Source organism: Pantoea sp. PSNIH1 (assembly GCF_007680655.1).
In the GTDB taxonomy this organism is placed as follows: Bacteria; Pseudomonadota; Gammaproteobacteria; order Enterobacterales; family Enterobacteriaceae; genus Pantoea; species Pantoea eucrina.
Genome location: NZ_VEIP01000001.1, coordinates 613,858 through 638,666 on the forward strand (window position 1 = coordinate 613,858; position 24,809 = coordinate 638,666).

The following is a 24,809-nucleotide window of genomic DNA, read 5'->3' on the forward strand; positions in this document are numbered from 1 at the left end:
AATGCATGAATTGCTGTTTCTGCTTCTCCCGGTCGCAGCGGCCTACGGCTGGTATATGGGACGACGCAGCGCGTACCAGAATAAGCAACAGGAAGCGAACCGCCTGTCACGAGAGTATGTGGCCGGGGTAAACTTTCTGCTTTCAAATCAGCAGGATAAAGCCGTCGATCTATTCCTCGACATGCTGAAAGAAGACAGTGGTACGGTTGAGGCGCACCTGACGCTCGGTAATCTGTTTCGCTCACGCGGCGAGGTAGATCGCGCTATACGTATTCACCAGTCGCTGATGGAAAGCGCCTCGCTTACCTACGACCAGCGACTGCTGGCGATTCAGCAGCTTGGCCGCGACTATATGGCGGCGGGCCTCTACGATCGCGCAGAAGATATGTTCAGTCAGCTAACGGATGAAACCGATTTTCGCATTGCCGCTCTGCAGCAGCTGCTGCTGATTCATCAGGCAACCAGCGACTGGCAGAAAGCGATCGACGTTGCTGAGAAGCTGGTAAAACTGGGAAAAGAGAAGCAAAAAGGCGAGATTGCGCACTTCTATTGTGAGCTGGCGCTGCAGGCGATGAGCAGTGACGATCTCGATCGCGCAATGTCGCTGCTGAAAAAAGGTGAATCGGCCGATCATCAGAGCGCGCGCGTTTCCATCATGACGGGACGCATCCTGATGGAGCAGGGGGAGTATGCGAAAGCAGCACAGCGCCTGCAGCGGGTGCTGGAGCAGGATAAAGAACTGGTCAGCGAAACGCTGCCGATGCTGGAAACCTGCTATCAGCGGCTGGCGCAGCCAGAGGTTTGGGCCGGTTATCTGCAGCGCTGTACCGAAGAGAATACCGGTGCCGCCGCTGAGCTCTATCTGTCAGATATTCTGGAGCAGCAGCAGGGGCCGGAAGCGGCACAGCTCTATATTAATCGCCAGCTGCAGCGTCATCCGACCATGCGCGTCTTCCACCGGCTAATGGACTTTCACCTGCATGAAGCGGAAGATGGCCGGGCAAAAGAGAGTCTGATGGTTCTGCGCGATATGGTTGGTGAACAGATCCGCACCAAACCGCGCTATCGTTGCCATAAATGCGGTTTTACCGCCTACGCACTTTACTGGCACTGCCCATCCTGCCGGGCATGGTCTTCAATAAAACCGATCAGAGGACTTGACGGGCAGTAACAGCTATTTTAAAAAAAACAGGCACAATAGTTACAACGTACTTTTCTAATAATCGCATTATCGCGCATCAGACACCGGCATATGGCTCAACAGGTCACGTATCCCGGGCGTAAGATTGTTCTGCCGCAGCATGGCAGGTAGAATGCAGGCCGTTTGTTGCCCCTGTGCCTGCTTATGAGGAAACGTTATGTCTGTAACCCCTTCACCCATTCTGGTGGCGCTCGACTACAGTAATCTGGATGACGCACTGCGATTTGTGGACCGTATTGATCCTGCTCAGTGTCGCCTCAAAGTAGGCAAAGAGATGTTCACGCTGTTTGGTCCGTCAGTGGTCCGGACATTGCAGGCACGCGGATTCGATCTCTTTCTCGATCTGAAATTTCACGATATCCCCAACACCACCGCACATGCCGTAGCCGCTGCCGCAGAGCTGGGCGTCTGGATGGTGAACGTGCACGCCAGCGGGGGAGCACGCATGATGCAGGCTGCACGCGAAGCGCTGCTGCCTTTTGGAAAAGATGCACCGCTGCTGATTGCTGTGACCGTGCTGACCAGCATGGATGAAGAGGATCTGCGCGGACTGGGCATCACCCTGTCACCGGCGCAACAGGCAGAGCGGCTGGCGCGCCTCACGCAACAGTGTGGCCTGGATGGTGTCGTCTGCTCCGCCCATGAAGCGGTTGCATTCAAACAGGCGTTCGGCAGCGAATTTGCGCTGGTCACGCCCGGTATCCGACCGGCAGGCAGCGACGCTGGCGATCAGCGCCGCATTATGACGCCTCTGCAGGCGAAGCAGGCCGGGGTTGATTATATGGTTATCGGTCGCCCGGTTACGCAGTCAGCCGATCCGGCTGCCACGCTGCAGCAGATTATTACATCGTTACAGGAGGCGTAATGGCGCAGGACAATCCACTGGTTTACTCCACCGACAGCGGGCGTATTGTGCCGGCAGAGGAGAAGCCACAGCGACCGCGCGGCGACGGTATTGTACGCATTCAGCGTCAGACCAGCGGACGTAAAGGCAAGGGCGTCTGTCTGATCACCGGTATCGATCTGGACGACAGCGCGCTGGCTACTCTTGCCGCAGAACTGAAGAAAAAGTGCGGCTGCGGGGGGGCGGTAAAAGAGGGCGTGATTGAGATTCAGGGGGATAAACGTGACCTGCTCAAAACGCTGCTCGAAGCCAAAGGCATGAAGGTTAAGCTGGCAGGCGGTTAATGAAAGCGGGCCACGCATTGTGGCCCGGACAAAAGAGTGTCTGCTGTGTAGCCTGCAAAAAATTAACGGTCGATTTGATGGCCGATAATACCGCCCACCGCCGCGCCGCCCACGGTACCCAGGCCACTACCGTTAGTCAGGACTGAACCACCAATAGCACCGGCACCGGCACCAATTGCCGTGTTGCGATCGCGTTTAGACCAGTTTGAACAGCCGCTCAGCGCAACAACTAATGTTGCTGCCAGCACGGCAACGGATACACGTTTCACTGTTGTAGTCATAGATATCTCCTTGATGATTGGCTCAGAGGCAACAGCAATAAGTATAGATGCCCGACGGCAAAGTTCTTTATTCCCGGATGGAAAAGTTGGGCCAGGCCGCCGGGTTTATGCTGTCTGCCAGAGTAAATATCCTGAAACCGAATGGTCCTGTTTAATTTTAAACGCTGCGGCGCAGTCGTCAGACAGAAAACGCTGAATCTGCGCCGCATTTATGACGAGACAGCGACTTTCCACTGAGCATTCAGCTATTCTTTCCATAACATCCGATCCCCTCTCTGCGCACAATCTCTCTATCACAGACTGGTGGAGAACAATGATGCTGGAAGCGCTAAAGCAGCAGGTACTGGAAGCGAATCTCGATTTACCGCGCTACAACCTGGTCACGTTCACCTGGGGCAACGTCAGCGCCATTGACAGAGAGCAGGGCGTACTGGTGATCAAGCCTTCAGGGGTGCGATATGAAAAGATGCAGCGGGATGACATGGTAGTGGTAGATCTGGAGAGTGGTGCGGTGATCGAAGGCGCGCTGCGACCCTCATCGGACACGGCCACGCATCGTGCGCTTTATCAGGCATGGCCCGATATTGGCGGTATCGTTCATACGCACTCGCGGCATGCAACCATCTGGGCACAGGCAGGACGCGACATACCCGCCTGGGGCACGACCCACGCGGATGATTTCTACGGTACGATCCCCTGCACCCGCGCCATGCTGCGCATGGAGATCGAGCAGGAGTATGAGTGGAATACCGGACAGGTCATCATCGAAACTTTTGCCCATCGTAATATTCAGCCCGCCGCAATTCCCGCAGCGCTGGTTAACTCTCACGGGCCCTTCGCATGGGGCAGCGATGCGGCGGCGGCAGTACACAGTGCGGTGGTCCTGGAGGAGGTCGCCTATATGGCGCTGCATACCGAACAGCTGCGGGCTGAACTCCCGCCCATCTCGCAAAATCTGCTGGATCTGCACTACCTGCGCAAACACGGTAAAAATGCGTGGTATGGACAATAAAGGCGGTTCTCACTGCCTCAGGCGCCTGCGGGCGCTTTTTTTTATCGCTGCATCAGTAAATTCCTGGCTAACGATGCGTGATTAACGCGCGTGCAGTGTGCTAAATCGTCTTTATTCACAACGCGTTAGGCGATCTCATGTACTCTGGCTTTCGCTCTGCTCTATCCTGAAATGGCGCTAATGATTTTTCACCCCCCTGTTCAGGGATACTTCTGGATTTTGCTTTATAAATCAATCTCTCATTTGGTCTGGCCTCACTCTGCATTACGCTGATGTGGCGTTAAACGCATCACATAAATATTAGAGGATGAGACTATGACCGTTATTAACCAACCAACCTGCCGCCTGTTTACCGAAGCGGGACAGACCACCCAACTTGTTGCTTATTACGAGGAAGGGCGTCGCACCATGTGGATGATGTTGCGGGCTCAGCCACGCCCAAGCTTCAACCATGAATTAATCGAGGAGATCATGAACCTGAGCTATACGGCTCAGCGCTCCGGACTGCCGATCGATTTCTGGGTAACCGGCTCTTTAGTCCCACAGATGTTCAACGCCGGTGGCGATCTGCGCTTTTTTGTTGAGTGCATTCGCAATAACCGTCGCGAAGCGCTGCGTGCCTATGCCCGGGCCTGCGTCGACTGCATTCACTCGGCGGCTCGCGGGTTTGATACCGGTGCGGTAACGCTGGCGATGATTGAAGGCAGCGCCCTGGGCGGAGGCTTTGAGGCCGCGCTGGCGCACCATTTCATTCTGGCACAGAACAGCGCGCGTCTCGGTTTCCCGGAGATTGCGTTCAATCTGTTCCCGGGAATGGGTGGCTATTCGCTGGTCGCGCGTCGTTCCGGTATGAAGCTGGCAGAAGAGCTGATCTGTGAAGGGGAGTCGCACAGTGCGGAGTGGTATGAGACGCGCGGCCTGGTCGATAAAGTGTTCCAGCCGGGTGAAGCGTATCGCGCGACGCGCACCTTTATCGATACCTTACGGCCCAAGCTGAATGGCGTGCGTGCCATGCTGAAAGCGCGCCAGCGCGTACTGCAGCTGTCACGTGCTGAACTGATGGATATTACGGAGGACTGGGTAGATTATGCCTTTACGCTTGAACCCAAGGATATCGCCTATATGGAGCGCCTGGTGCAGTTACAAAATCGCCACAGTGCTTCATTACGTAAAGCCGGATAACACTTCCGCGCAGCGTTAAACACGGGCAGGATGCTTCAGCCAATGCCCGAGCTGTTCTGCGGGCATTGGTTTGGCGTAAAAATAGCCCTGGCGCCCATCTACACCGTTAGTGAGAACAAATTTCTCTTCCGCTTTGGTTTCAATACCCTCTGCAATCACCTGCAGCTCAAGGGCTTTGGCAACCGCCACAATCGCGCGCACTAAAGATTGCGAAACCGGTTGTTTGTTGATATCCCGGACAAAACTCTGATCCAGCTTAATGGCATCAATGGGTACCCGTGCCAGCTGAGAAAGGGAGGAGTAGCCGGTGCCGAAGTCATCAAGATGTACCTGCGCCCCAAGCTCCTGAAACTGTTTCATGAGCTTAAGCGCACCCGCTTCATTCTCAATCAGGCAGCTTTCAGTTAATTCAATATCGATCGGGGATTCCGTCAGCCCCGCTTCGCCCAGCGCATTTTTCAGATCGCTGTAGATGCTCTGATCGATAAGCTGTTTCGCGGAGACGTTGACGGCAACGCGCAGAAAAATGCCTTCACTGCGCCACTTTATAATCTGCTGCAGCACATTAAGCATGACCCAGCGGCCCAGCGGGACAATGAGACCGGACTCTTCGGCATAGGGGATAAAGTCGCCGGGCGAGACCATGCCGCGTTCCGGAGAGTTCCAGCGTACCAGCGCTTCGGCGCTGCGCACCTCGCCGTCGCGATCGACCTTAGGCTGGTAATAGACCACCAGGTGATCCTGCTCCAGCGCTTTACGCAGATTGGTATCGAGCCAGAGGTATTCAAAGACCCGCTTGTTCATTTCGCTGGTGAAGATGCAGAACTTGCCGCGGCCATTCTCTTTGGCATGATACATGGCCGTATCCGCATTGCGGATCAGGCTTTCGCGATCTTCACCATGCAGGGGAGCCAGTGAGATCCCGATAGAACAGCCGCTGTAAACCTCAATAAGCCCGATGCGAAAGGGCTGCCGCAGCCGCTCAAGGATACGCGACGACATCGCCTCCAGCGCCGCCTGACTGGTATGCTCAGCCAGCACCACAAATTCATCGCCGCCAAGACGCGCCAGCGTCTGATCTTTGCCCAGGCAGCTGAGGATAGCCAGCGATACCGCCTGCAGCAGCTGATCGCCGAACATATGACCGTAAGCGTCATTTACCTTTTTAAAATTGTCGAGATCGAGGTAGACCACGCCGGTCTGAGAACCGTTCGCCAGCTCCAGTGCCAGGCTAATTTGCTGGTGAATAGCGTTACGATTAGGCAAACCCGTGACCGTATCGGTATTTGCCAGCACCCGAAGCCGCTCCTGTGCCCGTCGCTCTTCGGTGATATCCGTACCGGAACAGATGAGGAAAATTTCATTTTTTCCGCTGCCGCTGTGAACGAACTTATTACGGAACAGAAACAGTCGCTGACCCTTTTTGGTTTTGACCCAGCGCTCAACTTCATACGAATTTCCGTCGCGGAAAAAACCGGTGATATTACGGCGTGAAGCCTGCGCCTCCTGCCGGGTCATAAATAGCTGAAAGACGTTACGACCGATAACTTCCTGCTCTTTCAGGCCGGTATACTCTTCACTCAAACGATTAAAGCGCTGAATGTTACCGCGCTGGTCGAGGATAACGATAACCGAGTTAGCTTCAGATACCACCTGTTCGGCGAAAGAGAGTCCCTGGGTCAGATCGCGGGCAACCGACGACGTATCACCCCATGCGGAGGCGGTGCCGGCCCAGGTAGACTGGTTCACTTTACGTCCGACAAAGTGCATTGGCACCGGGGTTCCGTGCAGCGGCAGAGTAAGATTAATGCTGGAGGTGATCACCGTCATCGCCCGTAACAGACTGGCCTGCGCCGGAGTAAGCGAAACGGCCAGATTGGTATTGGCATTTTCATCTTCGGCAAAATGCAGTGCGTCACTGTCAGAGGTTAACCGCCAATGGGGGCTGGTGGTGCCAAACAAGGCATACAGCAAGGTTTGCCCCTGTTCATCGGTCATTTAAACTTCCTCCGGCCATGTCTCTAAGACTCTATCTCATTATTTTAGCAACAGTATTCAACCTCCTGCGTAAGCACAAGATGCAAACCGAATATATTTTTGTTTTTATTAAAGAATGGCACGAAAAAGCCCCGAAAACGGGGCTTATAATCATCAGCAGGGACATCTGCCGGGGTTTCCAGCCTGGCTCGGAAAGCGGGCATTGAGACAGTGCCGGTGAAAAGTGCGCTCATCCATGGGCGGCGTTTCAGGATGATGGAGGCGCATATGCTTCAGATAAGTTTGATAATCGTGCACGCCAACCATTAAACGAAAGCTCTGCTGCAATCCGCGCCAGATTTGCTGCCAGCGGGAGAGCGGCGGGGTATCAGCGGCACTCACTATCAGTAAGCAGCGCTTTATCTGCCAGCCTGCGCCGGGAGGCGTCCAGCGATAGATGGACTCAGACATGGCGTACCTCCTTACGCAATGAAACCTCTGCTTCGCGCACGGTCGGTGACGTGCTGCGGAGCGCACGACGAATAACAAAGAAGGCGGCAACCAGCATGGTGACTGCAACCAGCATAAAGAAGCCGCACAGCGCCGCGTTGATCTGATTGCTGAAGATAATGGTCTGCATATCCGCCACGCTTTTGGCCGGGGCGATCACGATGCCATTGTCGATGCCCTGCTGAAATTTGCGCGCCTGAGCCAGAAAGCCGATGGCGGGTTTTTCATGAAAAATCTTCTGCCAGCCCGCGGTCATCGAGGTGATAAATAACCATGCGGTAGGGAGAATAGTGACCCACGCGTAGCGCTGTTTTTTCATCTTAAACAGCACCACTGTCCCGAGGATCAGCGCCATTGAGGCGAGCATCTGGTTACCAATGCCGAACAGCGGCCACAGCGTATTGATCCCGCCCAGCGGATCGACCACCCCCTGATAGACAAAAAAGCCCCAGCCGGCGACGGCAACGGTGGTGCCGGCCATATTTCCCAGCCAGGAGCGGTTACTGCCCATTGCCGGAACCACGGTACCCACTAAGTCCTGCACCATAAAACGGCAGGCGCGGGTGCCGGCATCCACGGCGGTCAGGATAAATAAGGCCTCAAACAGAATGGCAAAGTGATACCAGAACGCCATCATCGCGCGACTGTTGAATACCTCGGTGATGATGTGTGCCATACCCACGGCGAAGGTGGGGGCGCCACCGGCGCGTGAGAGCACCGTACTTTCACCGACGTCCCGTGCAATGCCACTCAGCATCTCCGGCGTGACAACAAAGCCCCAGCCATTAATTACCTGCGACGCGTTTTCGACGGTGGTTCCAATCAGCGCAGCCGGGGAGTTCATGGCGAAGTAGACGCCCGGGTCCAGTACCGAGGCGCAGATCAGCGCCATAATAGCCACGAACGACTCCATCAGCATGGCGCCGTATCCGATAAACCGGATATGGCTTTCGCGCTCTACCAGTTTAGGCGTGGTGCCGCTGGAGACCAGCGCATGAAATCCAGAGATAGCTCCGCAGGCAATTGTGATAAACAGGAACGGGAAGAGCGCACCGGAGAACACCGGGCCGGTGCCATCAATGAATTTTGTTACCGCCGGCATTTTCAGCTCCGGCATAGCAAACAGAATTCCTATTGCCAGCCCGACAATAACGCCAATCTTCAGGAAGGTGGAGAGGTAGTCGCGCGGTGCCAGCAGCAGCCAGACCGGCAGCGAAGAGGCGACGAAACCGTAGATCACCAGCACCCACGTCAGCTCTGTGCCTTTAAGGGTAAAGAAGGGGCCCCAGTAAGGATCGGCGGCCACATCGCCTCCATAGATAATCGCTGCCATCATCAGTACAAAACCGATAAGGGAAACCTCAGCAATTTTTCCCGGACGCAGAAAGCGCATATAGACGCCCATAAACAGCGCAATGGGAATGGTGGCTGCGATGGTGAAGAGTCCCCACGGGCTGTTAGCGAGTGCTTTAACCACCACCAGCGCCAGCGCAGAGAGAATAATGATCATCACGCCCAGCGCACCGAGCATCGTCACCACGCCGGCAAAAGAGCCCAGCTCCTGGCGCGCCATTTCACCCAGCGAGCGTCCGTCCCGACGGGTAGAGATAAACAGGATCAGGAAGTCCTGCACCGCGCCGGCGAGCATCACCCCCACCAGGATCCAGATAGTGCCCGGCAGAAAGCCCATCTGTGCCGCCAGAATCGGTCCGACCAGCGGTCCTGCACCGGCAATGGCGGCAAAGTGATGACCAAACAGCACCCATTTGTTGGTCGGAACATAATCCAGGCCATCGCTGAGGCGCTCTGCTGGCGTACGGCGGCGATCGTCAAGTTCGAAGATGCGGCGGGCGATAAACAGGCTATAGAAACGGTAGGCGATGCTGTAGCAGGCGACCGATGCAATAACCAGCCAGACCGCATTGACATGTTCGCCGCGGCTGAGCGCAAGCATGGCAAATGCGCCAGCACCGATTAACGCCACTGCTAACCAGACGATGCCGGTTTTGACGTTGTTCATGAGTTAACTCCTTGTAGAGGCCGGAAAAACAGGCAAGCGAAACACAACGAGTTAAAAGTAAGGTAAAAAAATGTTAACGAAAGGTAGTAAAAGCAGAAGTGTGAAGCGCGATACAAATTTTAAAGCAGAGCAGAAAAGAAGAGGCGGGATAACAGCTGTTATCCCGCACTATGAGCGCCGTCAGGCTGCCGGGCGGGCAACCACGCTGCGGGTCTCCATGCGCACTTCGGCGATGGTGACATCAATGATATCGGTGACGCGATACACCACTTCACCTTTAATCTGCACCGTGCCGCTCTCCTGCGAGCAGACCAGCTCATCGCGTACCGCATGAATAAACGGCGCCGGAATAAAGGCCACCGCACCGTTTTCCTGCAGGCGTACGCGCATACCACCGCGCGATACATCAATGATCTCGGCGCTGAATTTGCGCTCGCTGCCGGCGAAAGGCGTCAGGAAACGCGCATAAAGCCAGTCACCCACATCGCGCTCAGCCATTCGGTTAAGACGGCGACGCTCACCCATGATAACCGTAACGTCACTCTGCGGACGGGCAATGCTCTCACCGCGCACAATAGCTTTCAGCAGGCGATGGTTGATCATATCGCCAAACTTACGGATCGGTGAGGTCCACGTCGCATAGGCATCCAGACCCAGACCAAAGTGCGGGCCGGGTTCGGTGCCAATCTCAGCAAAGCTCTGGAAACGGCGAATGCGGCTGTCGAGATACTGAGTCGGCTGCGCGTCGAGTTCGCGACGCATCTGACGGAACCCTTCCAGTGTCGTAATGGCCTGCGGATCGACGGTAATGCCGTGACCAGCCAGCACGCCAGCTACCTGTTCAGCGTTGGCCAGATCGAAGCCGGTGTGCAGGTTATAGATGCCAAAACCCAGTTTTTTCTGCAGCACGTTCGCCGCGCAGATGTTGGCCAGAATCATCGCCTCTTCAACCATGCGGTTAGCGATACGACGATGTTCAGCGATAATATCCAGCACTTCGCCTTTCTCTCCCAGCAGGAAGCGGAAATCGGGGCGATCTTTAAATACCAGCGCATGGGTCTGACGCCATTCACTGCGCGCCAGGCAGAGACGATGCAGCAGACGGATCTGCTCAGCAATCGCCTCATTTTCCGGCTGCCAGCTGCCGCTGTTTTCCAGCCAGTCTGAGACGTTGTCGTAAACCAGTTTGGCTTTGGATTCAATCCAGGCTGCAAAGAAATGCACGTCGTCAGCGAGTGCGCCATCCGGCTGGACCGTCACCCGGCAGGCGAGCACCGGACGTTTCTCATGCGGGCGCAGCGAACAGATATTATCGGAGAGCTCGCGCGGCAGCATAGGAATGTTAAAGCCGGGAAGGTAGTTGGTAAACGCGCGCCGGGCGGCCAGCTTATCAAGCTCGCTGCCTTCAGCTACGTAAGCGGTCGGATCGGCAATAGCGATGGTCAGCAGCAGGCTGCCATCCGCCTGCGCTTCCGCATAGAGCGCATCGTCCATATCCTGCGTACTGGCGCTGTCGATGGTGACAAAGTTCAGCGCGGTGAGATCTTCACGCGTCAGCTGCTCATCCAGCATTCCGCCGCATTCACTCTCTGGCGCTTCGCGCTCCAGGTTATGGCGCGACAGCGTGACCCACCACGGCGCCAGGTGGTCGTCTGCGGTAACGATAAATTCAGTCAGCTCAGCATAAAAGCCGCGATCGCCTTTCAGCGGATGGCGACGCATTTCAGCCACAGCCCAGTCACCGTTCTGGAAATCGTGCGTCAGACCGCGCACGGCGCGACACTGAATGGCATCTTTCAGCAGCGGATGATCCGGCACGATGGCGAGACGATCGTCTTTTTTCTGCACCCGGCCGACGAAGCGCGTCAGAAACGGCTCAATCAGGGTATCCGGCTCTGCACTTTCACGATCTTTATCGGTGTGGATCACCGCGGTGATACGATCGCCGTGCATCACTTTCTTCATTTGCGGTGGCGGAATGAAGTAGCTTTTCTGAGCATCAACTTCAAGGAAGCCAAAGCCTTTTTCTGTGCCTTTCACAACGCCTTCGGCGCGCGGAGTCTGCGCGTGAAGCTTCTCTTTCAGCTGCGCGAGCAGCGGGTTATCCTGGAACATAATTTAGTCAGTTTCGTGGCCTAAGAGCGGTGGACAGTTTTACGCGAATCAGGGGCGCGCGGCAAGGTTAAAACGGGTTAAAAAGCCGCAGAGCGCGGCTTTTGTTTCAGAGAATAACGCGTAATCAGGCGATACGCTGCGTGGGCAGGGCGGCGCTAAGCGTGAGCTTCACCGGCACCGATTTAGAGGTCGGCGTTCCGCTGATATCGCCGTAGCTTGAGAGCGGTACCAGCGGGTTGGTTTCCGGATAGTAGGCTGCGAGATTCCCGCGCGGAATGTTGTAAGGCACCAGTTTAAAGCCGCTGACGCGACGGGTCAGGCCATCATTCCAGAGGGTTTCAATATCCACCTGCTGACCTTCGGTAAAGCCCAGCGCCGCCATATCCTCAGGATGAATAAACACCACTTCACGCTGACCATAGACGCCGCGATAACGATCGTCGAGACCGTAAATCGTGGTGTTGTACTGATCGTGTGAACGCAGCGTCTGTAGCGTAAACGGCACGGTCACGTCGCTGCCGAGCTGAGGAAACAGCGAGTCGGGCAGGGCGGACGCGCTGAATTCAGCACGCTGCGATGGCGTATTAAAGCGCAGCTCTGCCGCCGCGTTGCCGAGATAAAAACCGCCAGGCTGGTCGCACTTTGTATTGAAATCAGCAAAGCCCGGGATCGTTGCGGCGATATGATCGCGGATAATATTGTAGTCCGCCGCCATGCCGAGCCAGTCGATATGATCGCTGCCCAGCGTCGCGTGGGCGATACCTGCCACAATGGCGGTTTCTGAACGCTGCGTCTCCGCCAGCGGGATGCCCACGCCTTCTGAAGCGTGAACCATACTGAATGAGTCCTCAACGGTAATGAACTGATTACCACCAGCCTGACGATCGCGCTCGGTGCGGCCCAGCGTAGGCAGGATCAGCCCTTCATGACCCGGCACCAGATGACTGCGGTTGAGCTTGGTGCTGATATGCACCGTCAGACCACAGTGCTGCAGCGCGGCTTCCGTAACCGGAGAGTCGGGCGCTGCCGCCGCCAGATTGCCGCCGAGAGCAATCAGCACTTTCACTTCATCACGCAGCATGGCGCCCAGCGCTTCAACGGTATTGTGACCGGCATTACGCGGGGGTTCAAAACCAAAATGGGCGCCCATGGCATCAAGGAAAGGCTTAGAAGGCTTTTCATCGATGCCCATGGTGCGGTTGCCCTGCACGTTGCTGTGGCCACGTACCGGGCAGAGGCCGGCACCTTTTTTACCCAGCTGACCAAACAGCAGCTGCAGGTTGACGATTTCGCGTACGGTGTCGACGGAGTGCTTATGCTGCGTGATCCCCATCGCCCAGGTGATAATCACCCGTTCCGCGCTCTGATAAATGGCCGCCGCTTCGCGGATCTGCGCTTCGCTCAGGCCCGACTGCTGCACAATCTGCTGCCACGAGGTGTTATCTACCGCGTCCAGATAGGCCTCAACGCCCTGCGTGTTTGCGGCGATAAACGTCCGATCGAAAATGCCCGGCTCACCGGCAGCAAGGCGCGCGCGCTCCACTTCCAGCAGCGCTTTCACCATGCCGCGCAGGGCGGCCATATCGCCACCGAGGTTGGGCTGATAGTAGGCGGAACTGATGGTGCCGGCTTTGGATGTGACCACTTCCAGCGGCTTTTGCGGATCGGCAAAGCGCTCCAGACCACGTTCACGCAGGGTATTAAATGTCACAATTTTAGCGCCGTGATCGGCAGCGTGACGCAGGCTGTGCAGCATGCGCGGATGGTTGGTCCCCGGGTTTTGCCCGAGCACAAAAATGGCGTTAGCGTGATCGAAATCGTCGAGACGAATGGTGCCTTTTCCGACACCGATGCTGCGTTTCAGGCCGCTGCCGCTGGCTTCATGGCACATGTTGGAACAGTCAGGGAAGTTATTGGTGCCCATCACACGACCAAACAGCTGATAGAGCCAGGAGGCTTCATTGCTGGCGCGCCCGGAAGTGTAGAGTTCCAGCTGATCGGGATGGTCCATCGCTTTCAGGTGCTGAGCAATCAGCGCAAACGCCGCATCCCAGCTGATGGGTTCATAGTGATCGGTGGTGCTGTTATAGCGCATCGGGTGCGTCAGACGCCCCTGATACTCGAGAAAATAATCGCTCTGCTGATAGAGCGTGCTGACGCTGTGCTGAGCAAAAAACTCAGGCTCGACCACGCGTCGCGTCGCTTCCCAGGTCACCGCTTTGGCGCCGTTCTCACAGAAGCTAAACGTACTTTTATTATCATCGCCCCAGGCACAGCCGGGGCAGTCGAAGCCGCGCGCTTTGTTCATGCGCATCAGATTACGCATATTTTTCAGGGCAGCTTTGCTGTCAAATACGAAACGGGTGGTCGCTTCCAGTGAACCCCAGCCGCCAGCAGCAGCGCGGTAAGGCTGAATTTTACGTTTAAATTTCATGGTAGTCGCAGGCTTATTGTTTATGAGTTGTTATCAGAATATGTCTTCTGTTGAAAAGAAGTGTGCGACTGAGAACAGAGGTTGTCTAATTGATTGACTTAATTGAGCGATAGGCGGCGTTTATCGCCATGGCGGCAAACTGTGATCTACTTCAAATTACCTCAGCTCTGAGAGACACGCGGCTGCGTAAGCAGCGTAATAGTGGCTAATAATTGCTCTTTCACCGTGTGAAGGAGCGCGTCATGAAACAACTCACCAGCCAGATCCACGCGTTTGGTAAAGCGCTGATGATGCCTATCTCGGTTATCGCCGCCGCTGGCATATTTCTCGGACTGGCCGCCGCGCTGCAGAACCCGGCGATCACCGGTGAAGCCTTTGCACAGATGCAGGTGCCACAGCTGATCATCGGCTTTATCCGCAAGGTTGCCGGTGCACTTTTTGCCAACCTGCCGCTGTTCTTTGCCGTTGCCAGCGCAATCGGGCTGGCGAAAGCGGAGAAACCCACGGCCGCTTTTGCCGCCGTCATTGGTTATCTGATGATGAACACAGGCATCAGCGCCACCCTGGCAGCCAAAGGGCTGACCGCCGCAACCACCACGCCGCAGGCGCTGCAGCAGGCGGGGATGGATCAAACCAGCGCGATGATGCTGTCGGCAGAATATATCCAGATGCTGGGCATTTTTACCTACAACATGAGCGTACTGGGCGGGGTGATTGCCGGGCTGCTTACGGTAGTACTGCACAACCGCTTTTATACTCAACAGCTTCCGGTGGCGATCAGCTTTTTTGGCGGACGCCGCTTTGTGCCGATTATTACCGTGGTTGTGCTGCCGCTGGCGGGCGTGCTGCTGGCGCTCATCTGGCCAACTATCGGAGCCGGTATTGCCTGGGTCGGCGAGATGATTGGTAAAAGCGGGCAATATGGCGCCTTTCTGCTGGGAGCGTGCGAACGGCTGCTGATCCCGACCGGCCTGCACCATATTCTGAACGAGACGGTGCGCTTTACTCCGATTGGCGGGATGGCCACCGTCGAGGGACAGAGCGTCGTCGGCGCGCTCAATATCTTTAACAGTTCGCTGACGCATCCGGGGGCGATTCCGGATGACACCGTACGCACCGCCACGCAGTTTCTGGCGCAGGGCAAAATCCCGGTCATGATGTTTGGTCTGCCGGCCGCCGCCCTGGCGATCTACCATACGGCCCGTCCGGAGCATAAGCAGCGGGTAAAAGCGCTGGTGCTGGCGGGGGCGCTGACCTCATTTACCACCGGTATTACTGAGCCGCTGGAGTTCTGTTTTATCTTTGTCTCACCGGTACTTTATGTGCTGCATGCGCTGCTGACCGGCCTCTCGTTTATGCTGATGTCGATGCTGCACCTGATGATTGGCAACGTGCAGGGCGGCGCTATCGATCTGGTGGTATTCGGCATTCTCGGCGGCAGTAAGACCCACTGGTGGTGGACGCTGGTGCTGGGTGCCTGTTACGCGCCGCTTTATTACTATCTGTTTCGCCTGGTCATCACGCGTATGGGGGTAGAGACGCCGGGACGCGAGAGTGAAGATGAGCAGAAAGCGCTGCAGGTCACGGCAGACGAGCGTACCAGAGTCATTATCAGCGGTCTGGGCGGCGAAGCGAATATAGAGGAAGTCGATTGCTGCTTTACCCGCCTGCGGGTACGCGTCAAGGCAATGAATGAGGTCGTTGATCAGACGCTGCTTTCCACCGGAGCCAACGGCGTTAACCGCGTGACGGAACATGATGTGCAGGTGATCTATGGCCCGCAGGTTGAAAAAATTGCGAATGAAGTCAAACAGGCGCTCGGGGTAAGCTGATTTGTAAGCCTGCTAATAGTGAGGATCGCAATCATTGTTAAAAGCGTCGGGCGGATATTTGCGATAGTAACGCTGCCCTTTCAAGAGCTAAGCCATTGCGAGTGCCGGAGATAAGCGCCGGGTAGGGCATTACCCTGAAGCTGCCTGCGGGCAGCTTTTTTGTGCGCAGCGCTTACCGGTTATGAAGCGCAGAGTGCATAAAAAAACCCACCTGTCGGTGGGCTGGCTTAGAACAACGCTGGCTCTTTATCCTGTAAACGCACTTACAGGAATCAGTAACACGTACCGCCAGCATGGTGCGAGCCGGTACCGCCGTGAGGGTGGGTCCCTTTAGGACAGGCAACCGCTGCCGTTGAAAAAACAAATGCTGCAGTTAAAACCAGAAGCGTGGCGACTTTTTTCATTTTTATAGTCCTTTTGCTGTGTGCAATCTTTTCACACCTAATGTATCAGAATAATCCTATAAGTAAATGTTTATTTATCATTAATGCTTATGAGTTATCCCCCAGCCCGTATCGCTTACCGGCTCAGGCAGAGCCAGCTGACAGCTGGCCAGACCGCGCTTGCCCCTCTATTTTGCTCTGTCCCGGCATCGTCGGGTAACCAATATGTTATAATCAGGTCATACGTTAAATTGCCTTCGCGGGCAGTATCAGTTTGCCATCGGGTAAGGCTCACCAGCTGCTTTAACAGCAATCTGAAAACGTCTGGCACCGCAGTTATCCGCCGTTAGCTCATTGGACAGAGCGCTGGCTACTTAGGGCAGAGAGCGGGGTTAAAATCCCCGACGGCGGTCCAGCCCTCATTTTGCAACATTAAAGGCACTGCATCGGCAGTGCCTTTTTCGTTTTCACCCCTGCCACTCAAAGCGATTTCAAATCTATCCGTTAGACAGCGGGCATCTTTTACACGCGAATAGCCGTAATCGCGGCCTTCTCATTATGATCAACTAAAGCTGCATCGGGCATTTAGCGGCGGGAAGGATCAGGAAAGTTCCTCAGGTGGCAGTGAGAAGTTTAACCGGGCTTGTTCTGTTCACCCTGTCATCAATCCCTGCACAGAAAAGGAGCCGCAGCTGCCGATACCGGCAAGCCTGCTCAGTAATTGCCCGGTGCCGGCTCTTCCGAAACTGACGACCTGGGGTGACAGCATCCTGCTTAACTTCCTGCTGCTGGATTCACTGAATAAATGCAACGGCAAATTGAGATCCATCAGCAGGATTGACGAAAACAGAGCCTCGCAGCACGATGCATTCAGGGAATGTTAGCCCTGGTTAGGTGCAACTTTCCATGCGGGTAATTTGGGTGATATAAGAGACCAAATTACCCGCATGGAAGCCATGATGAAAAAATCGTTTTTTTTAGCTCTTGTCGTACTGCTGGCTGGTTGTCAGTCTAATCCGCAATCTCAGGCCAGACTAAAGGCGAAGCAATCTTCTAAATTTCCAACTGCGGTCGAGTTGAAGAATCAATGTGAGTCGCAAATTCCTCAGGCGAAAGCAGACAGAGATACACTTCTGTGGGTATGCCAGTTCACTTCTGCCATACAATATCGCCTCTTTGATACTGATCTATACCGAGGCAAGATCTGCACCCTGCAAGTTACACAGCCAGTAGGCCAGCAGCCTACGGATGTCATGGTGCTTGAAGGAAACCAAAAGCTCTGTGCTGCAGCAGTCGACGCTATAAAGGGAGCCATAGAGTCAGAAACATTTCCTATGCGTCCGAAAAGCATGAATGAAGTTATACCAGTTCGTGTCGCACCTCAGTAGAAAGAGCCGGGCTTCTCTGGAGAAAATCGGCTAACGAATTATCCAGCAAGGAGTAGCGGCCATTGGCAGGTTGTAATTCAGCCAAAGAGCAGCGATTCACACCGTTTTTTAACCGCCCCCAGGCGGTTTTTTGCTGGAATTAATAAGCCAGGCATCTGCCACATCACGGTGTATTAATCAATGGGAAGCAGGTCTCAGCTGCAGCGGTAAAGCCTGGAAACAGGATTGCGTATCAGTAGAACGGCTATTCAGGACCGGGGAAGGTGTATCGCAATAGCCTGGTGAAAGAAGAGGGTGAGTTGATCGAAGGTGAGCCGCTGAATGATGTCATCGTAATGAGAAGGTAACGTGCGAGATGCGGAACAGAGATGTTTCATTTTGACATTCATGCTGAGCTACCTGATGATCCGCACTCTGTATCTGAGCAATTTTTTATTTATTACGCAGGTTAGTACATAATAATTTTATCAGATGTTTTATAGTTCATAAGTCATTGATAGGTAATCAAAATAGACATAAAACAATTAATTTACCTGTGTAATCTTGAGCGGGAGCGCCATTTTGGTCGGGCGGCAGAAGCGAGTTTTGTCAGCCAGCCCACGCTCTCAATGCGGCTCAAAAACCTCGAGCGTGAGCTGGGGTTATCGCTGATTAACCGCAGTAATAACTTTGACGGCTTTACCCCGGAAGGTGAACGGGTGCTGACCTGGGCGCGGGAAATTGTTTCCGTCTATCAGGGACTGAAGCTGGAGGTTGAATCTCTCAAACATGGCGTAAACGGCACGCTGCGGCTGGGCGTGATGCCGCAGTGCAGCGTGGCGCTGCCGGCGCTGCTTAAAGCGGTCGAGACGCGCTATCCTCAGCTGGACTACCGCGTCGCGGCGATGAGCGCCGATCAGCTACTGGAAGCGCTAAACAGCCATACCGTCGACGGCGGGATCGGCTTTTTTGAGCTGACGTCCCTGCGCGAGCTGCACTTTCAGACGGCATTGCTGAACGACGGCGGGGTGGAAGCGATTTTTAACCCGCAGCACTTTCCGGCGCTGCTGAAGCAGCAGCGGCTCTCACTGCATACCCTGGCGGCGCAGCCGCTCTGTCTGGCTGAACCCACGCGCTATTTCCGGCGTTATCTTGATGGCCAGCTGCGCGAAACCGGCCTGCTGCCGCGTGTAATAGTTGAGAGCGCATCCATTATGCAGCTGCTGCAGAGCGCGCAGGTTGGCCTCGGCGTGATGGTTTCACCGTGCGGGCATCTGCTGCCAGAGCTGCTGCAGAATCTGGCACGCCGCCCGATCGATATGGCACCAATGGGACGACAGGCTGCGCTGGTAATCGCAGAGCCGGGACGTGCCTCACCGCTGGCGCAGCACTTTTTTGATGAGGCGCGCCGCCATCTTCATGACTGACGCGTCTCTGCCAGCGCCATAGTAAGCCGGTCTTCCCAGCTGGCCAGCGCCACTCTCTGCAACAGCGTAAACAGGGCGGTATGATCCCAGCCGCTGTTGATCAGCGGCTGCAGGTGGGCGGCACTAAACCGATCGGGCTGACGCGTCAGCTGCCCGCTCAGCGCAGCCACCGCGTCGCGATGATGCGCAGCGTCAGCCAGCAACGCTTCCCGCCACTCACCGGCGTAGCGTGTAAAACGCTGACGACAGCCGTGAATACGCGCGCTGACCGCCAGCGCCAGCGCCTCCGCCTCAGGGTTAACCGGCATCAGCTGCTGTTTCAGGCGCTGCAGGCCGCTCAGAACCGGCGCATCATACATCAGCAGCCAGCTCAGCGGCTCCAGATCGCTATCGTTCAGACAGTCAGCCTGCGCGCTCAGCTGCTGCGGGCTGGCGTAGCGTCGCTCCAGCGGCTTCAGCCCGGGCGAGCAGAGATTATCTTCAGCAAACAGCGTGGCGCAGGCGTCGGGCGGCACTGATGCGCCGGGGATCCAGCGTACCGGCTGTGCCAGCAGCGCCTGCACGCCAGCCACCATCCGCGCCTGGAATCCTGTGAAACCGATAATCTGGGTCAGCGTAATGATATCGGGCTCTGTCAGTCCCACCGCCTCCAGCGCGCCGAGGCTGTGAGCGTTAATCAGCGCCGGCTGCATCGCCAGCTGACGAGCATACTGCGTCATCTGCGTCAGGCGATTGTTGCTCTCGCGGGAAGAGTCGGGACCGGGGAGCGGGTTGAGGCGCGCTGAGTAGTGATTGCACAGGCGCTGAACGCCCGCTACCTGGGCGACCGTCAGGGCCGCACTCAGCCGGTCGTAGAGTGTCAGCGTATGCGTGTGCGATGCCGTCAGGCTGTCAGGAAACAGCAGCTGGCTTACATCGCGAGCCGCCAGCAGCGCCGGCTGAAAATGGCGAAACAGCGGCTGTAAAACCGTTGCTTCCTGCTGCAGGCCGAGCAGGAATCGATCGTTAACCAGGGCGGCCTCGGGGACCAGCGGGGCGGTGGTGGAGGTGTATGGGCGAGCCTGGCTTTCATACAGCCAGAGGTTATGGCCGGTAAAACGGCGTTGTTCCATAATCCATCCTTTCGCTAAATTCGGGCTGAGCGTACGACGGGAAATTCTGAAAAGCGTGTCGCCACTCGGGGGCAGGCTTATCGTCGCTGATGGTCAGGCGCAGGCAAAAGAATGAAGGGGAATAATTAATATCGAATGGGTATATAGTGCGGTCAGAGAGGGAGTGGGGCGAGTCAGGCTCGCCCCTGCAGAACTTATTTCAGTTCCAGCTCGTTCATTGCAGCGATGCTAAAGCCGCCATCAACGTGAACAACTTCACCGGTGATACCACCTGCCAGGTCGGAGCACAGGAAGGCCGCAGAGTTACCTACGTCTTCAATGGTCACCGTACGGCGAATCGGGGTAACCGCTTCACAGTGAGAGAGCATCTTACGGAAATCTTTGATGCCGGAGGCAGCCAGGGTACGGATTGGACCCGCAGATACGGCGTTGACGCGCACGCCTTCCGGACCCATTGCGTTAGCCATGTAGCGTACGTTAGCTTCCAGAGACGCTTTCGCCAGACCCATAACGTTGTAGTTTGGAATAGCACGCTCTGCGCCCAGATAAGAGAGGGTCAGCAGGGCTGCATTCGGGTTCAGCATCGCGCGGCACTCTTTGGCCATCGCCACGAAGCTGTAAGCGCTGATGTCGTGCGCGATTTTAAAACCTTCGCGGGTCACGGCATTGACGTAGTCACCATCCAGCTGATCGCCCGGGGCAAAGCCGATAGAGTGCACGAAACCGTCAAATTTTGGCCAGGTTTTTGCCAGCTCAGTGAACAGGGCAGTGATGCTCTCATCTTCTGCCACATCGCAAGGCAGAACAATGTCTGAACCCAATTCTTTAGCGAACTCTTCCACACGACCTTTCAGTTTGTCGTTCTGGTAGGTGAAAGCCAGTTCTGCGCCCTGCTTATGCATCGCCTGCGCAATACCGTAGGCGATGGAGAGTTTACTGGCAACGCCAGTAATCAGAATGCGCTTACCGGAAAGAAAACCCATAGCTGTAATCCTTATGGTCATTGTTGTTGGCGGTCGTGATGATTAAAAAGTATACGACCGACGTTAATCGACGTGCGGATTCTAGCACGTCTGTGTCAAATACGGTAAACCGCACCGCGTTTTCCGCGAGACGGGCGGCATTCAGAGCGCGCGCCGCCAGGCTTCAGCGGTCAGCGCTTCACCAAAGTGGCTGGCGATGAGCCTTTTGGTCAGCTCATGCAGCGGCGAGGCTAAAACATCTGCGGTGCCGCCGCGCTCAACCACTTCACCCTGATGCATCACCAGCACCTGATCGCTGATATGTTTCATCATGCCAAGATGCTGCGTGACGTAGATATAGGCGATGCCATGTTTCTCCTGCAGCTCCAGCATCAGGTTAACCAGCTGAGAGCGCATGGTCATATCCAGCGAGGCGAGCGCCTCATCGGCCACGATCACCTTGGGCTGCAGAATCAGCGCCCGCGCCAGCGCCAGGCGCTGCTTCTGGCCCGGCGCCAGCATATGCGGATAGTATCCTGCATGGTCGCGCAGCAGCCCGACCTGACGCAGCGTGCTGATAATACGCTGCTCGCGCGCCTCATCATCCAGCTCCGTATTCAGACGCAGCGGCAGGTCGAGGATCTGACTGACGCGCTGGCGCGGATTCAGCGAGGTCGACGGGTCCTGAAAAATCATCCGGATGCGCTGGCTGCGATAGCCGTAGTCGCCATAGCTCAGCGGATGATCGTCAATCAGCATTTCACCGGCACTCGGAGCAACCATGCCGCTCAGCATCTTGGCCAGCGTGGATTTGCCGGAGCCGTTCTCGCCAATGATTGCCAGCGTCTGCTTTTCACGCAGCGTAAAACTGACATTTTTTACCGCCTCGACGTGCTGGCGACGAAACAGCCCGGTGCGATAGCGATAGGTTTTGCTCAGGTTGCGTACTTCCAGCAGGGTTTCCATTACTGACGCTCCCGGTTAAGCGGAAAGTGACAGGCAAACAGATGCGATTTACTGCCGGTCAGGCGCGGCGTTTCAACGCATTTGCGCTGCGCGTAGGGGCAGCGCGGGCCAAGCCGGCAGCCAATCGGCAGATGCTCCAGCGACGGAATCGCGCCGGAGAGCGTGTTCAGACGGCTTTTGTGCGGTAGCGCGCTGCCAAAATCGGGCATCGCGCGGATCAGCGCCTGCGTGTAGGGGTGGTGCGGCGTGCTCATCAGCTCTTCGCTCTGCGCGGTCTCCACCGTCTGTCCGCAATACATCACGTTAATGCGGTCAGCCCATTTGCTCATGGTGCGCAGATCGTGGCTGATCAGCAGAATCGTGGTGTTGTTATTCTGGTTCAGGCGGCTCAGCAGGCGAAATATCTGCGCCTGGGTGGTAGGCTCCATGGCGTTAGTCGGCTCATCGGCAATCAGCAGGCGCGGCTGATTTGCCAGCGCAATCGCTATCATCACTTTCTGACACTCGCCCTCGGTAAGTTCGTAGGGAAAGCTGCGCATAATATCTTTGTGATCGCGAATACCTACCCGGTGCAGTAATTCAATAGCGCGTGCTTTGCGCCAGAACCACAGGCGCTGATACCAGCGGCCCTTATGCGTCCAGCGTGGGATCGCCTGCATCAGCTGGCGGCCGACGCTCTCCGAGGGATCGAGACAGGATTGCGGCTCCTGAAAAATCATCGAGACATTGTGCCCCATGATTTTACGCCGTTCGCGCGGCGAAAGACGCTGCAGATCGATGTCGTCAAACACCATACGATCGGCGGTAACGCGCCAGTTATCTTTCGTTACGCCGCAGATCGCTTTAGCCACCAGGCTTTTTCCGGAGCCTGATTCCCCCACCAGCCCGCGGATCTCTCCCTCGCTCAGCGTCAGGTTAATGCGGTCCACCGCCTTGACCGGCCCTTCGGGCGTCATAAACTCAATCGTCAGATTGCGGATATCCAGTAGCGGCATTATTCAGCTCCCGCCTCAACCGCGCGACGGATACCGTCGCCCAGCAGGTTAACAATCAGGACGCTTATCATCAGCGCCGCACCCGGCAGCATCACCGTCCAGGGCGCAACATAGATCAGCTCCAGCGCATCTCCCAGCATCGCTCCCCATTCCGGCGAAGGAAGCTGTGCGCCCAGGTCCAGGAAGCCCAGCGCGGCGATATCCAGGATTGCCATCGACAGTGAGCGGGTAAACTCACCAATCAGCAGCGGCAGGATATTGGGCAGCACCGCGTTCCAGAGAATGCTGAGATTGCGGGCGCCGTCCAGACGCAGCGCCACAACATACTCTTTCTCCAGCTCATCGTGCACGGCGGTGTAGATCTCCCGTACCAGCCGCGGGATCAGCGCCAGCAGCACCGCCAGCATGGCGTGCGCCAGCTGCGGCCCGAGAAAAGCAACCACGATAATCGCCAGCAGCAGTGACGGAATTGACAGCAGCGTATCCAGAACGTGGTTCATCACGGCGGAACGCACGCCGCGCGTCATGCCCGCCAGAATACCCAGCAGCAGCGCGGCCAGCGCGGCCAGCAGCGTCACCACCAGCGCGGAACCCACCGTCGGTGCCACGCCGCTCAACAGACGGCTCAGCACATCACGGCCCAGGTCGTCAGTGCCGAGGAAAAATGAGACGTCGCCGTAGCGTGACCAGGAGGGCGGCAGCAGCTGATAGCCCAGAAACTGCTGATCGATGCCATACGGCGCGATCAGCCGGCCAAACAGGCAGAGCAGCAGCAGCGTGCCAAAGCCATACAGGCCGATCATCGCGCCCGTATCGCGGTAGAAGTGATGCCAGCTGAGGCGCAGCGTGCTTGGCAGCCGCTTCTCGGCGTAAACGTTATCGATGGGCATACCACTCCTTGTGCTTTAGCGGGTTCAGGACGGCGCCAAGAATATCAGAGAGAACGCTGACGATAATCACCAGCCCGCCCGCCACCATTACGCCGGCGGAAATGGCCGCATAATCCTGCTGGCGGATGGCGTTAATCAGCCAGCGTCCCAGACCCGGCCAGTTGAAAACGACTTCGGTGATCATCGCCAGCGTCAGCATGGTCGAAAATTGCAGTCCCAGCCGCGGGATCACCGGTGGCAGGGCGTTATGCAGCACGTGACGGCGGATTACGGTGAAGCGCGACAGGCCGCGGGTAGCCGCCGCTTTAACATAATTTTTATCCATCACTTCACTGGTACTGATGCGCAGCAGCCGGATCACTTCGGTGGTGGGTGCCACGGCGAGCACGATCACCGGCAGCACCATATGTGACAGCGCGCTCAGCAGCATCTCATGACGCCAGCGCGACGGACTCAGCCAGGCGTCGATCAGCGCAAACCCGGTGACATTCTGCACCGGATAAAGCAGGTCGAATCGACCCGATACCGGCAGCCAGCCGAGCGTTAGTGAAAAAAACAGGGTAAACAGCAGCGCCAGCCAGAATACCGGCATGGAAAAGCCCAGCAGCGCCAGCGCGCTGATCGCTCTGTCCGGCCATTTTTTACGCATCACGCCGGCACAGATACCGAGCGGGATCCCGGCCAGCAGCGCGAGCACAAACGCAAGAACGCACAGCTCCAGCGTGGCGGGGAAGACTTCACGCAGCTGCAGATCAACCGGCAGCCCGTTAATGCTGGAGACGCCAAAATCAAACTGCAGCAAACCCTGGGTCCAGAACCACCACGCATCGAGAAGCGACGCGCCTTCGAGCGGCGCGTTTGGGGTGAAATAGCTCAGGCTGAAGCTCACCAGCGACAGCAGAAACAGGGTGATCACCAGCAGCAGCAAACGGCGCAGTAAATAGATAATCATCGG

General features: G+C 56.3%; 20 protein-coding genes and 1 tRNA gene. 9 read left to right on the plus strand and 12 right to left on the minus strand.

Annotated features, from left to right (window positions below):
• The first annotated feature begins 1 nt into the window (after window position 1).
• The 3 genes from lapB to yciH all read left to right on the plus strand — a co-directional run bounded on the left by lapB (window position 2) and on the right by yciH (window position 2,389).
• The gene (gene lapB / locus FS690_RS02865; RefSeq protein WP_145339045.1) at window positions 2-1,171 is read left to right on the plus strand and encodes a lipopolysaccharide assembly protein LapB; all 1,170 of its coding nucleotides are present in this window, start codon (window positions 2-4) and stop codon (window positions 1,169-1,171) included.
• A gap of 187 nt (window positions 1,172-1,358) precedes the next feature.
• The gene (pyrF, locus tag FS690_RS02870; RefSeq protein WP_145339046.1) at window positions 1,359-2,066 is read left to right on the plus strand and encodes an orotidine-5'-phosphate decarboxylase; all 708 of its coding nucleotides are present in this window, start codon (window positions 1,359-1,361) and stop codon (window positions 2,064-2,066) included.
• Window positions 2,066-2,389 carry a stress response translation initiation inhibitor YciH gene (yciH, locus tag FS690_RS02875; protein ID WP_039384559.1) on the plus strand — a complete coding sequence of 108 codons (324 nt, stop codon included), beginning with the start codon at window positions 2,066-2,068 and terminating at the stop codon, window positions 2,387-2,389. Before pyrF ends, yciH begins: the two co-directional genes overlap by 1 nt.
• Before the next feature lie 62 nt (window positions 2,390-2,451).
• On the opposite strand, the gene osmB is transcribed toward yciH, so the two are convergent.
• Window positions 2,452-2,670, minus strand: a complete 219-nt coding sequence (gene osmB / locus FS690_RS02880; protein WP_039384556.1) for an osmotically-inducible lipoprotein OsmB — start codon at window positions 2,668-2,670, stop codon at window positions 2,452-2,454.
• Between the two features lie 316 nt (window positions 2,671-2,986).
• On the opposite strand from osmB, the gene araD reads away from it, so the two are divergent.
• Both araD and FS690_RS02890 read left to right on the plus strand, forming a co-directional pair.
• Window positions 2,987-3,682 (plus strand): L-ribulose-5-phosphate 4-epimerase, encoded by a 696-nt coding sequence (gene araD / locus FS690_RS02885; protein ID WP_039385955.1) that lies wholly within the window; start codon window positions 2,987-2,989, stop codon window positions 3,680-3,682.
• 315 nt (window positions 3,683-3,997) lie between these two features.
• Window positions 3,998-4,864 carry a crotonase/enoyl-CoA hydratase family protein gene (locus tag FS690_RS02890; protein ID WP_039384553.1) on the plus strand — a complete coding sequence of 289 codons (867 nt, stop codon included), beginning with the start codon at window positions 3,998-4,000 and terminating at the stop codon, window positions 4,862-4,864.
• A 15-nt stretch (window positions 4,865-4,879) separates the two neighbouring features.
• On the opposite strand, the gene pdeR is transcribed toward FS690_RS02890, so the two are convergent.
• The 5 genes from pdeR to FS690_RS02915 all read right to left on the minus strand — a co-directional run bounded on the left by pdeR (window position 4,880) and on the right by FS690_RS02915 (window position 13,920).
• Window positions 4,880-6,862: a cyclic di-GMP phosphodiesterase gene (gene pdeR / locus FS690_RS02895; protein WP_039384551.1), complete on the minus strand. Its 1,983-nt coding sequence runs from the start codon at window positions 6,860-6,862 to the stop codon at window positions 4,880-4,882.
• Between the two features lie 153 nt (window positions 6,863-7,015).
• Window positions 7,016-7,312 carry a YbdD/YjiX family protein gene (locus tag FS690_RS02900; RefSeq protein ID WP_039384547.1) on the minus strand — a complete coding sequence of 99 codons (297 nt, stop codon included), beginning with the start codon at window positions 7,310-7,312 and terminating at the stop codon, window positions 7,016-7,018.
• Window positions 7,305-9,371 (minus strand): carbon starvation CstA family protein, encoded by a 2,067-nt coding sequence (locus tag FS690_RS02905; RefSeq protein ID WP_094110939.1) that lies wholly within the window; start codon window positions 9,369-9,371, stop codon window positions 7,305-7,307. Before FS690_RS02905 ends, FS690_RS02900 begins: the two co-directional genes overlap by 8 nt.
• 180 nt (window positions 9,372-9,551) lie before the next feature.
• The gene (locus FS690_RS02910; protein ID WP_145339047.1) at window positions 9,552-11,486 is read right to left on the minus strand and encodes an exoribonuclease II; all 1,935 of its coding nucleotides are present in this window, start codon (window positions 11,484-11,486) and stop codon (window positions 9,552-9,554) included.
• Window positions 11,487-11,610: 124 nt separating this feature from the next.
• Window positions 11,611-13,920 carry an FdhF/YdeP family oxidoreductase gene (locus tag FS690_RS02915; protein ID WP_039384537.1) on the minus strand — a complete coding sequence of 770 codons (2,310 nt, stop codon included), beginning with the start codon at window positions 13,918-13,920 and terminating at the stop codon, window positions 11,611-11,613.
• Window positions 13,921-14,162: 242 nt separating this feature from the next.
• Between FS690_RS02915 and FS690_RS02920 the strand changes: the two genes are divergently transcribed.
• From FS690_RS02920 to FS690_RS02935, 4 genes are all read left to right on the plus strand, one after another.
• Window positions 14,163-15,752 carry a PTS transporter subunit EIIC gene (locus FS690_RS02920; protein WP_145339048.1) on the plus strand — a complete coding sequence of 530 codons (1,590 nt, stop codon included), beginning with the start codon at window positions 14,163-14,165 and terminating at the stop codon, window positions 15,750-15,752.
• Between the two features lie 723 nt (window positions 15,753-16,475).
• Window positions 16,476-16,550 (plus strand) — tRNA-Lys (locus tag FS690_RS02925).
• Window positions 16,551-17,091: 541 nt separating this feature from the next.
• A complete protein-coding gene (locus FS690_RS02930) occupies window positions 17,092-17,523 on the plus strand; it encodes a cell envelope integrity TolA C-terminal domain-containing protein (RefSeq protein WP_223811752.1) in 432 nt (143 codons plus the stop codon).
• 509 nt (window positions 17,524-18,032) lie between these two features.
• Window positions 18,033-18,929, plus strand: a complete 897-nt coding sequence (locus tag FS690_RS02935; protein ID WP_108569352.1) for a LysR family transcriptional regulator — start codon at window positions 18,033-18,035, stop codon at window positions 18,927-18,929.
• On the opposite strand, the gene FS690_RS02940 is transcribed toward FS690_RS02935, so the two are convergent.
• From FS690_RS02940 to sapB, 6 genes are all read right to left on the minus strand, one after another.
• Entirely contained in the window at window positions 18,920-20,041 is a 1,122-nt protein-coding gene (locus FS690_RS02940; RefSeq protein ID WP_108569351.1) for a CMD domain-containing protein, read from the minus strand. The two genes, FS690_RS02935 and FS690_RS02940, sit on opposite strands and share 10 nt — an antisense overlap.
• 194 nt (window positions 20,042-20,235) lie before the next feature.
• Complete coding sequence (gene fabI / locus FS690_RS02945) at window positions 20,236-21,024, minus strand: enoyl-ACP reductase FabI (protein ID WP_039384517.1); 789 nt, start codon at window positions 21,022-21,024, stop codon at window positions 20,236-20,238.
• A gap of 141 nt (window positions 21,025-21,165) precedes the next feature.
• A complete protein-coding gene (sapF, locus tag FS690_RS02950) occupies window positions 21,166-21,969 on the minus strand; it encodes a putrescine export ABC transporter ATP-binding protein SapF (RefSeq protein ID WP_039384515.1) in 804 nt (267 codons plus the stop codon).
• Complete coding sequence (sapD, locus tag FS690_RS02955) at window positions 21,969-22,964, minus strand: putrescine export ABC transporter ATP-binding protein SapD (protein WP_039384513.1); 996 nt, start codon at window positions 22,962-22,964, stop codon at window positions 21,969-21,971. The genes sapF and sapD overlap by 1 nt, the downstream gene beginning before the upstream one ends.
• Entirely contained in the window at window positions 22,964-23,854 is an 891-nt protein-coding gene (sapC, locus tag FS690_RS02960; protein ID WP_039384510.1) for a putrescine export ABC transporter permease SapC, read from the minus strand. Before sapC ends, sapD begins: the two co-directional genes overlap by 1 nt.
• The gene (gene sapB / locus FS690_RS02965) at window positions 23,841-24,806 is read right to left on the minus strand and encodes a putrescine export ABC transporter permease SapB (protein ID WP_108569350.1); all 966 of its coding nucleotides are present in this window, start codon (window positions 24,804-24,806) and stop codon (window positions 23,841-23,843) included. The genes sapC and sapB overlap by 14 nt, the downstream gene beginning before the upstream one ends.
• Window positions 24,807-24,809: the final 3 nt, after the last annotated feature.

Coding starts and splice junctions, on each gene's coding strand:
- lapB (WP_145339045.1), top strand. CDS start 2: ATGCATGAATTGCTGTTTCTGCTTCTCCCGGTCGCAGCGGCCTACGGC.
- pyrF (WP_145339046.1), top strand. CDS start 1,359: ATGTCTGTAACCCCTTCACCCATTCTGGTGGCGCTCGACTACAGTAAT.
- yciH (WP_039384559.1), top strand. CDS start 2,066: ATGGCGCAGGACAATCCACTGGTTTACTCCACCGACAGCGGGCGTATT.
- osmB (WP_039384556.1), bottom strand. CDS start 2,670: ATGACTACAACAGTGAAACGTGTATCCGTTGCCGTGCTGGCAGCAACA.
- araD (WP_039385955.1), top strand. CDS start 2,987: ATGCTGGAAGCGCTAAAGCAGCAGGTACTGGAAGCGAATCTCGATTTA.
- FS690_RS02890 (WP_039384553.1), top strand. CDS start 3,998: ATGACCGTTATTAACCAACCAACCTGCCGCCTGTTTACCGAAGCGGGA.
- pdeR (WP_039384551.1), bottom strand. CDS start 6,862: ATGACCGATGAACAGGGGCAAACCTTGCTGTATGCCTTGTTTGGCACC.
- FS690_RS02900 (WP_039384547.1), bottom strand. CDS start 7,312: ATGTCTGAGTCCATCTATCGCTGGACGCCTCCCGGCGCAGGCTGGCAG.
- FS690_RS02905 (WP_094110939.1), bottom strand. CDS start 9,371: ATGAACAACGTCAAAACCGGCATCGTCTGGTTAGCAGTGGCGTTAATC.
- FS690_RS02910 (WP_145339047.1), bottom strand. CDS start 11,486: ATGTTCCAGGATAACCCGCTGCTCGCGCAGCTGAAAGAGAAGCTTCAC.
- FS690_RS02915 (WP_039384537.1), bottom strand. CDS start 13,920: ATGAAATTTAAACGTAAAATTCAGCCTTACCGCGCTGCTGCTGGCGGC.
- FS690_RS02920 (WP_145339048.1), top strand. CDS start 14,163: ATGAAACAACTCACCAGCCAGATCCACGCGTTTGGTAAAGCGCTGATG.
- FS690_RS02930 (WP_223811752.1), top strand. CDS start 17,092: ATGATGAAAAAATCGTTTTTTTTAGCTCTTGTCGTACTGCTGGCTGGT.
- FS690_RS02940 (WP_108569351.1), bottom strand. CDS start 20,041: ATGGAACAACGCCGTTTTACCGGCCATAACCTCTGGCTGTATGAAAGC.
- fabI (WP_039384517.1), bottom strand. CDS start 21,024: ATGGGTTTTCTTTCCGGTAAGCGCATTCTGATTACTGGCGTTGCCAGT.
- sapF (WP_039384515.1), bottom strand. CDS start 21,969: ATGGAAACCCTGCTGGAAGTACGCAACCTGAGCAAAACCTATCGCTAT.
- sapD (WP_039384513.1), bottom strand. CDS start 22,964: ATGCCGCTACTGGATATCCGCAATCTGACGATTGAGTTTATGACGCCC.
- sapC (WP_039384510.1), bottom strand. CDS start 23,854: ATGCCCATCGATAACGTTTACGCCGAGAAGCGGCTGCCAAGCACGCTG.
- sapB (WP_108569350.1), bottom strand. CDS start 24,806: ATGATTATCTATTTACTGCGCCGTTTGCTGCTGCTGGTGATCACCCTG.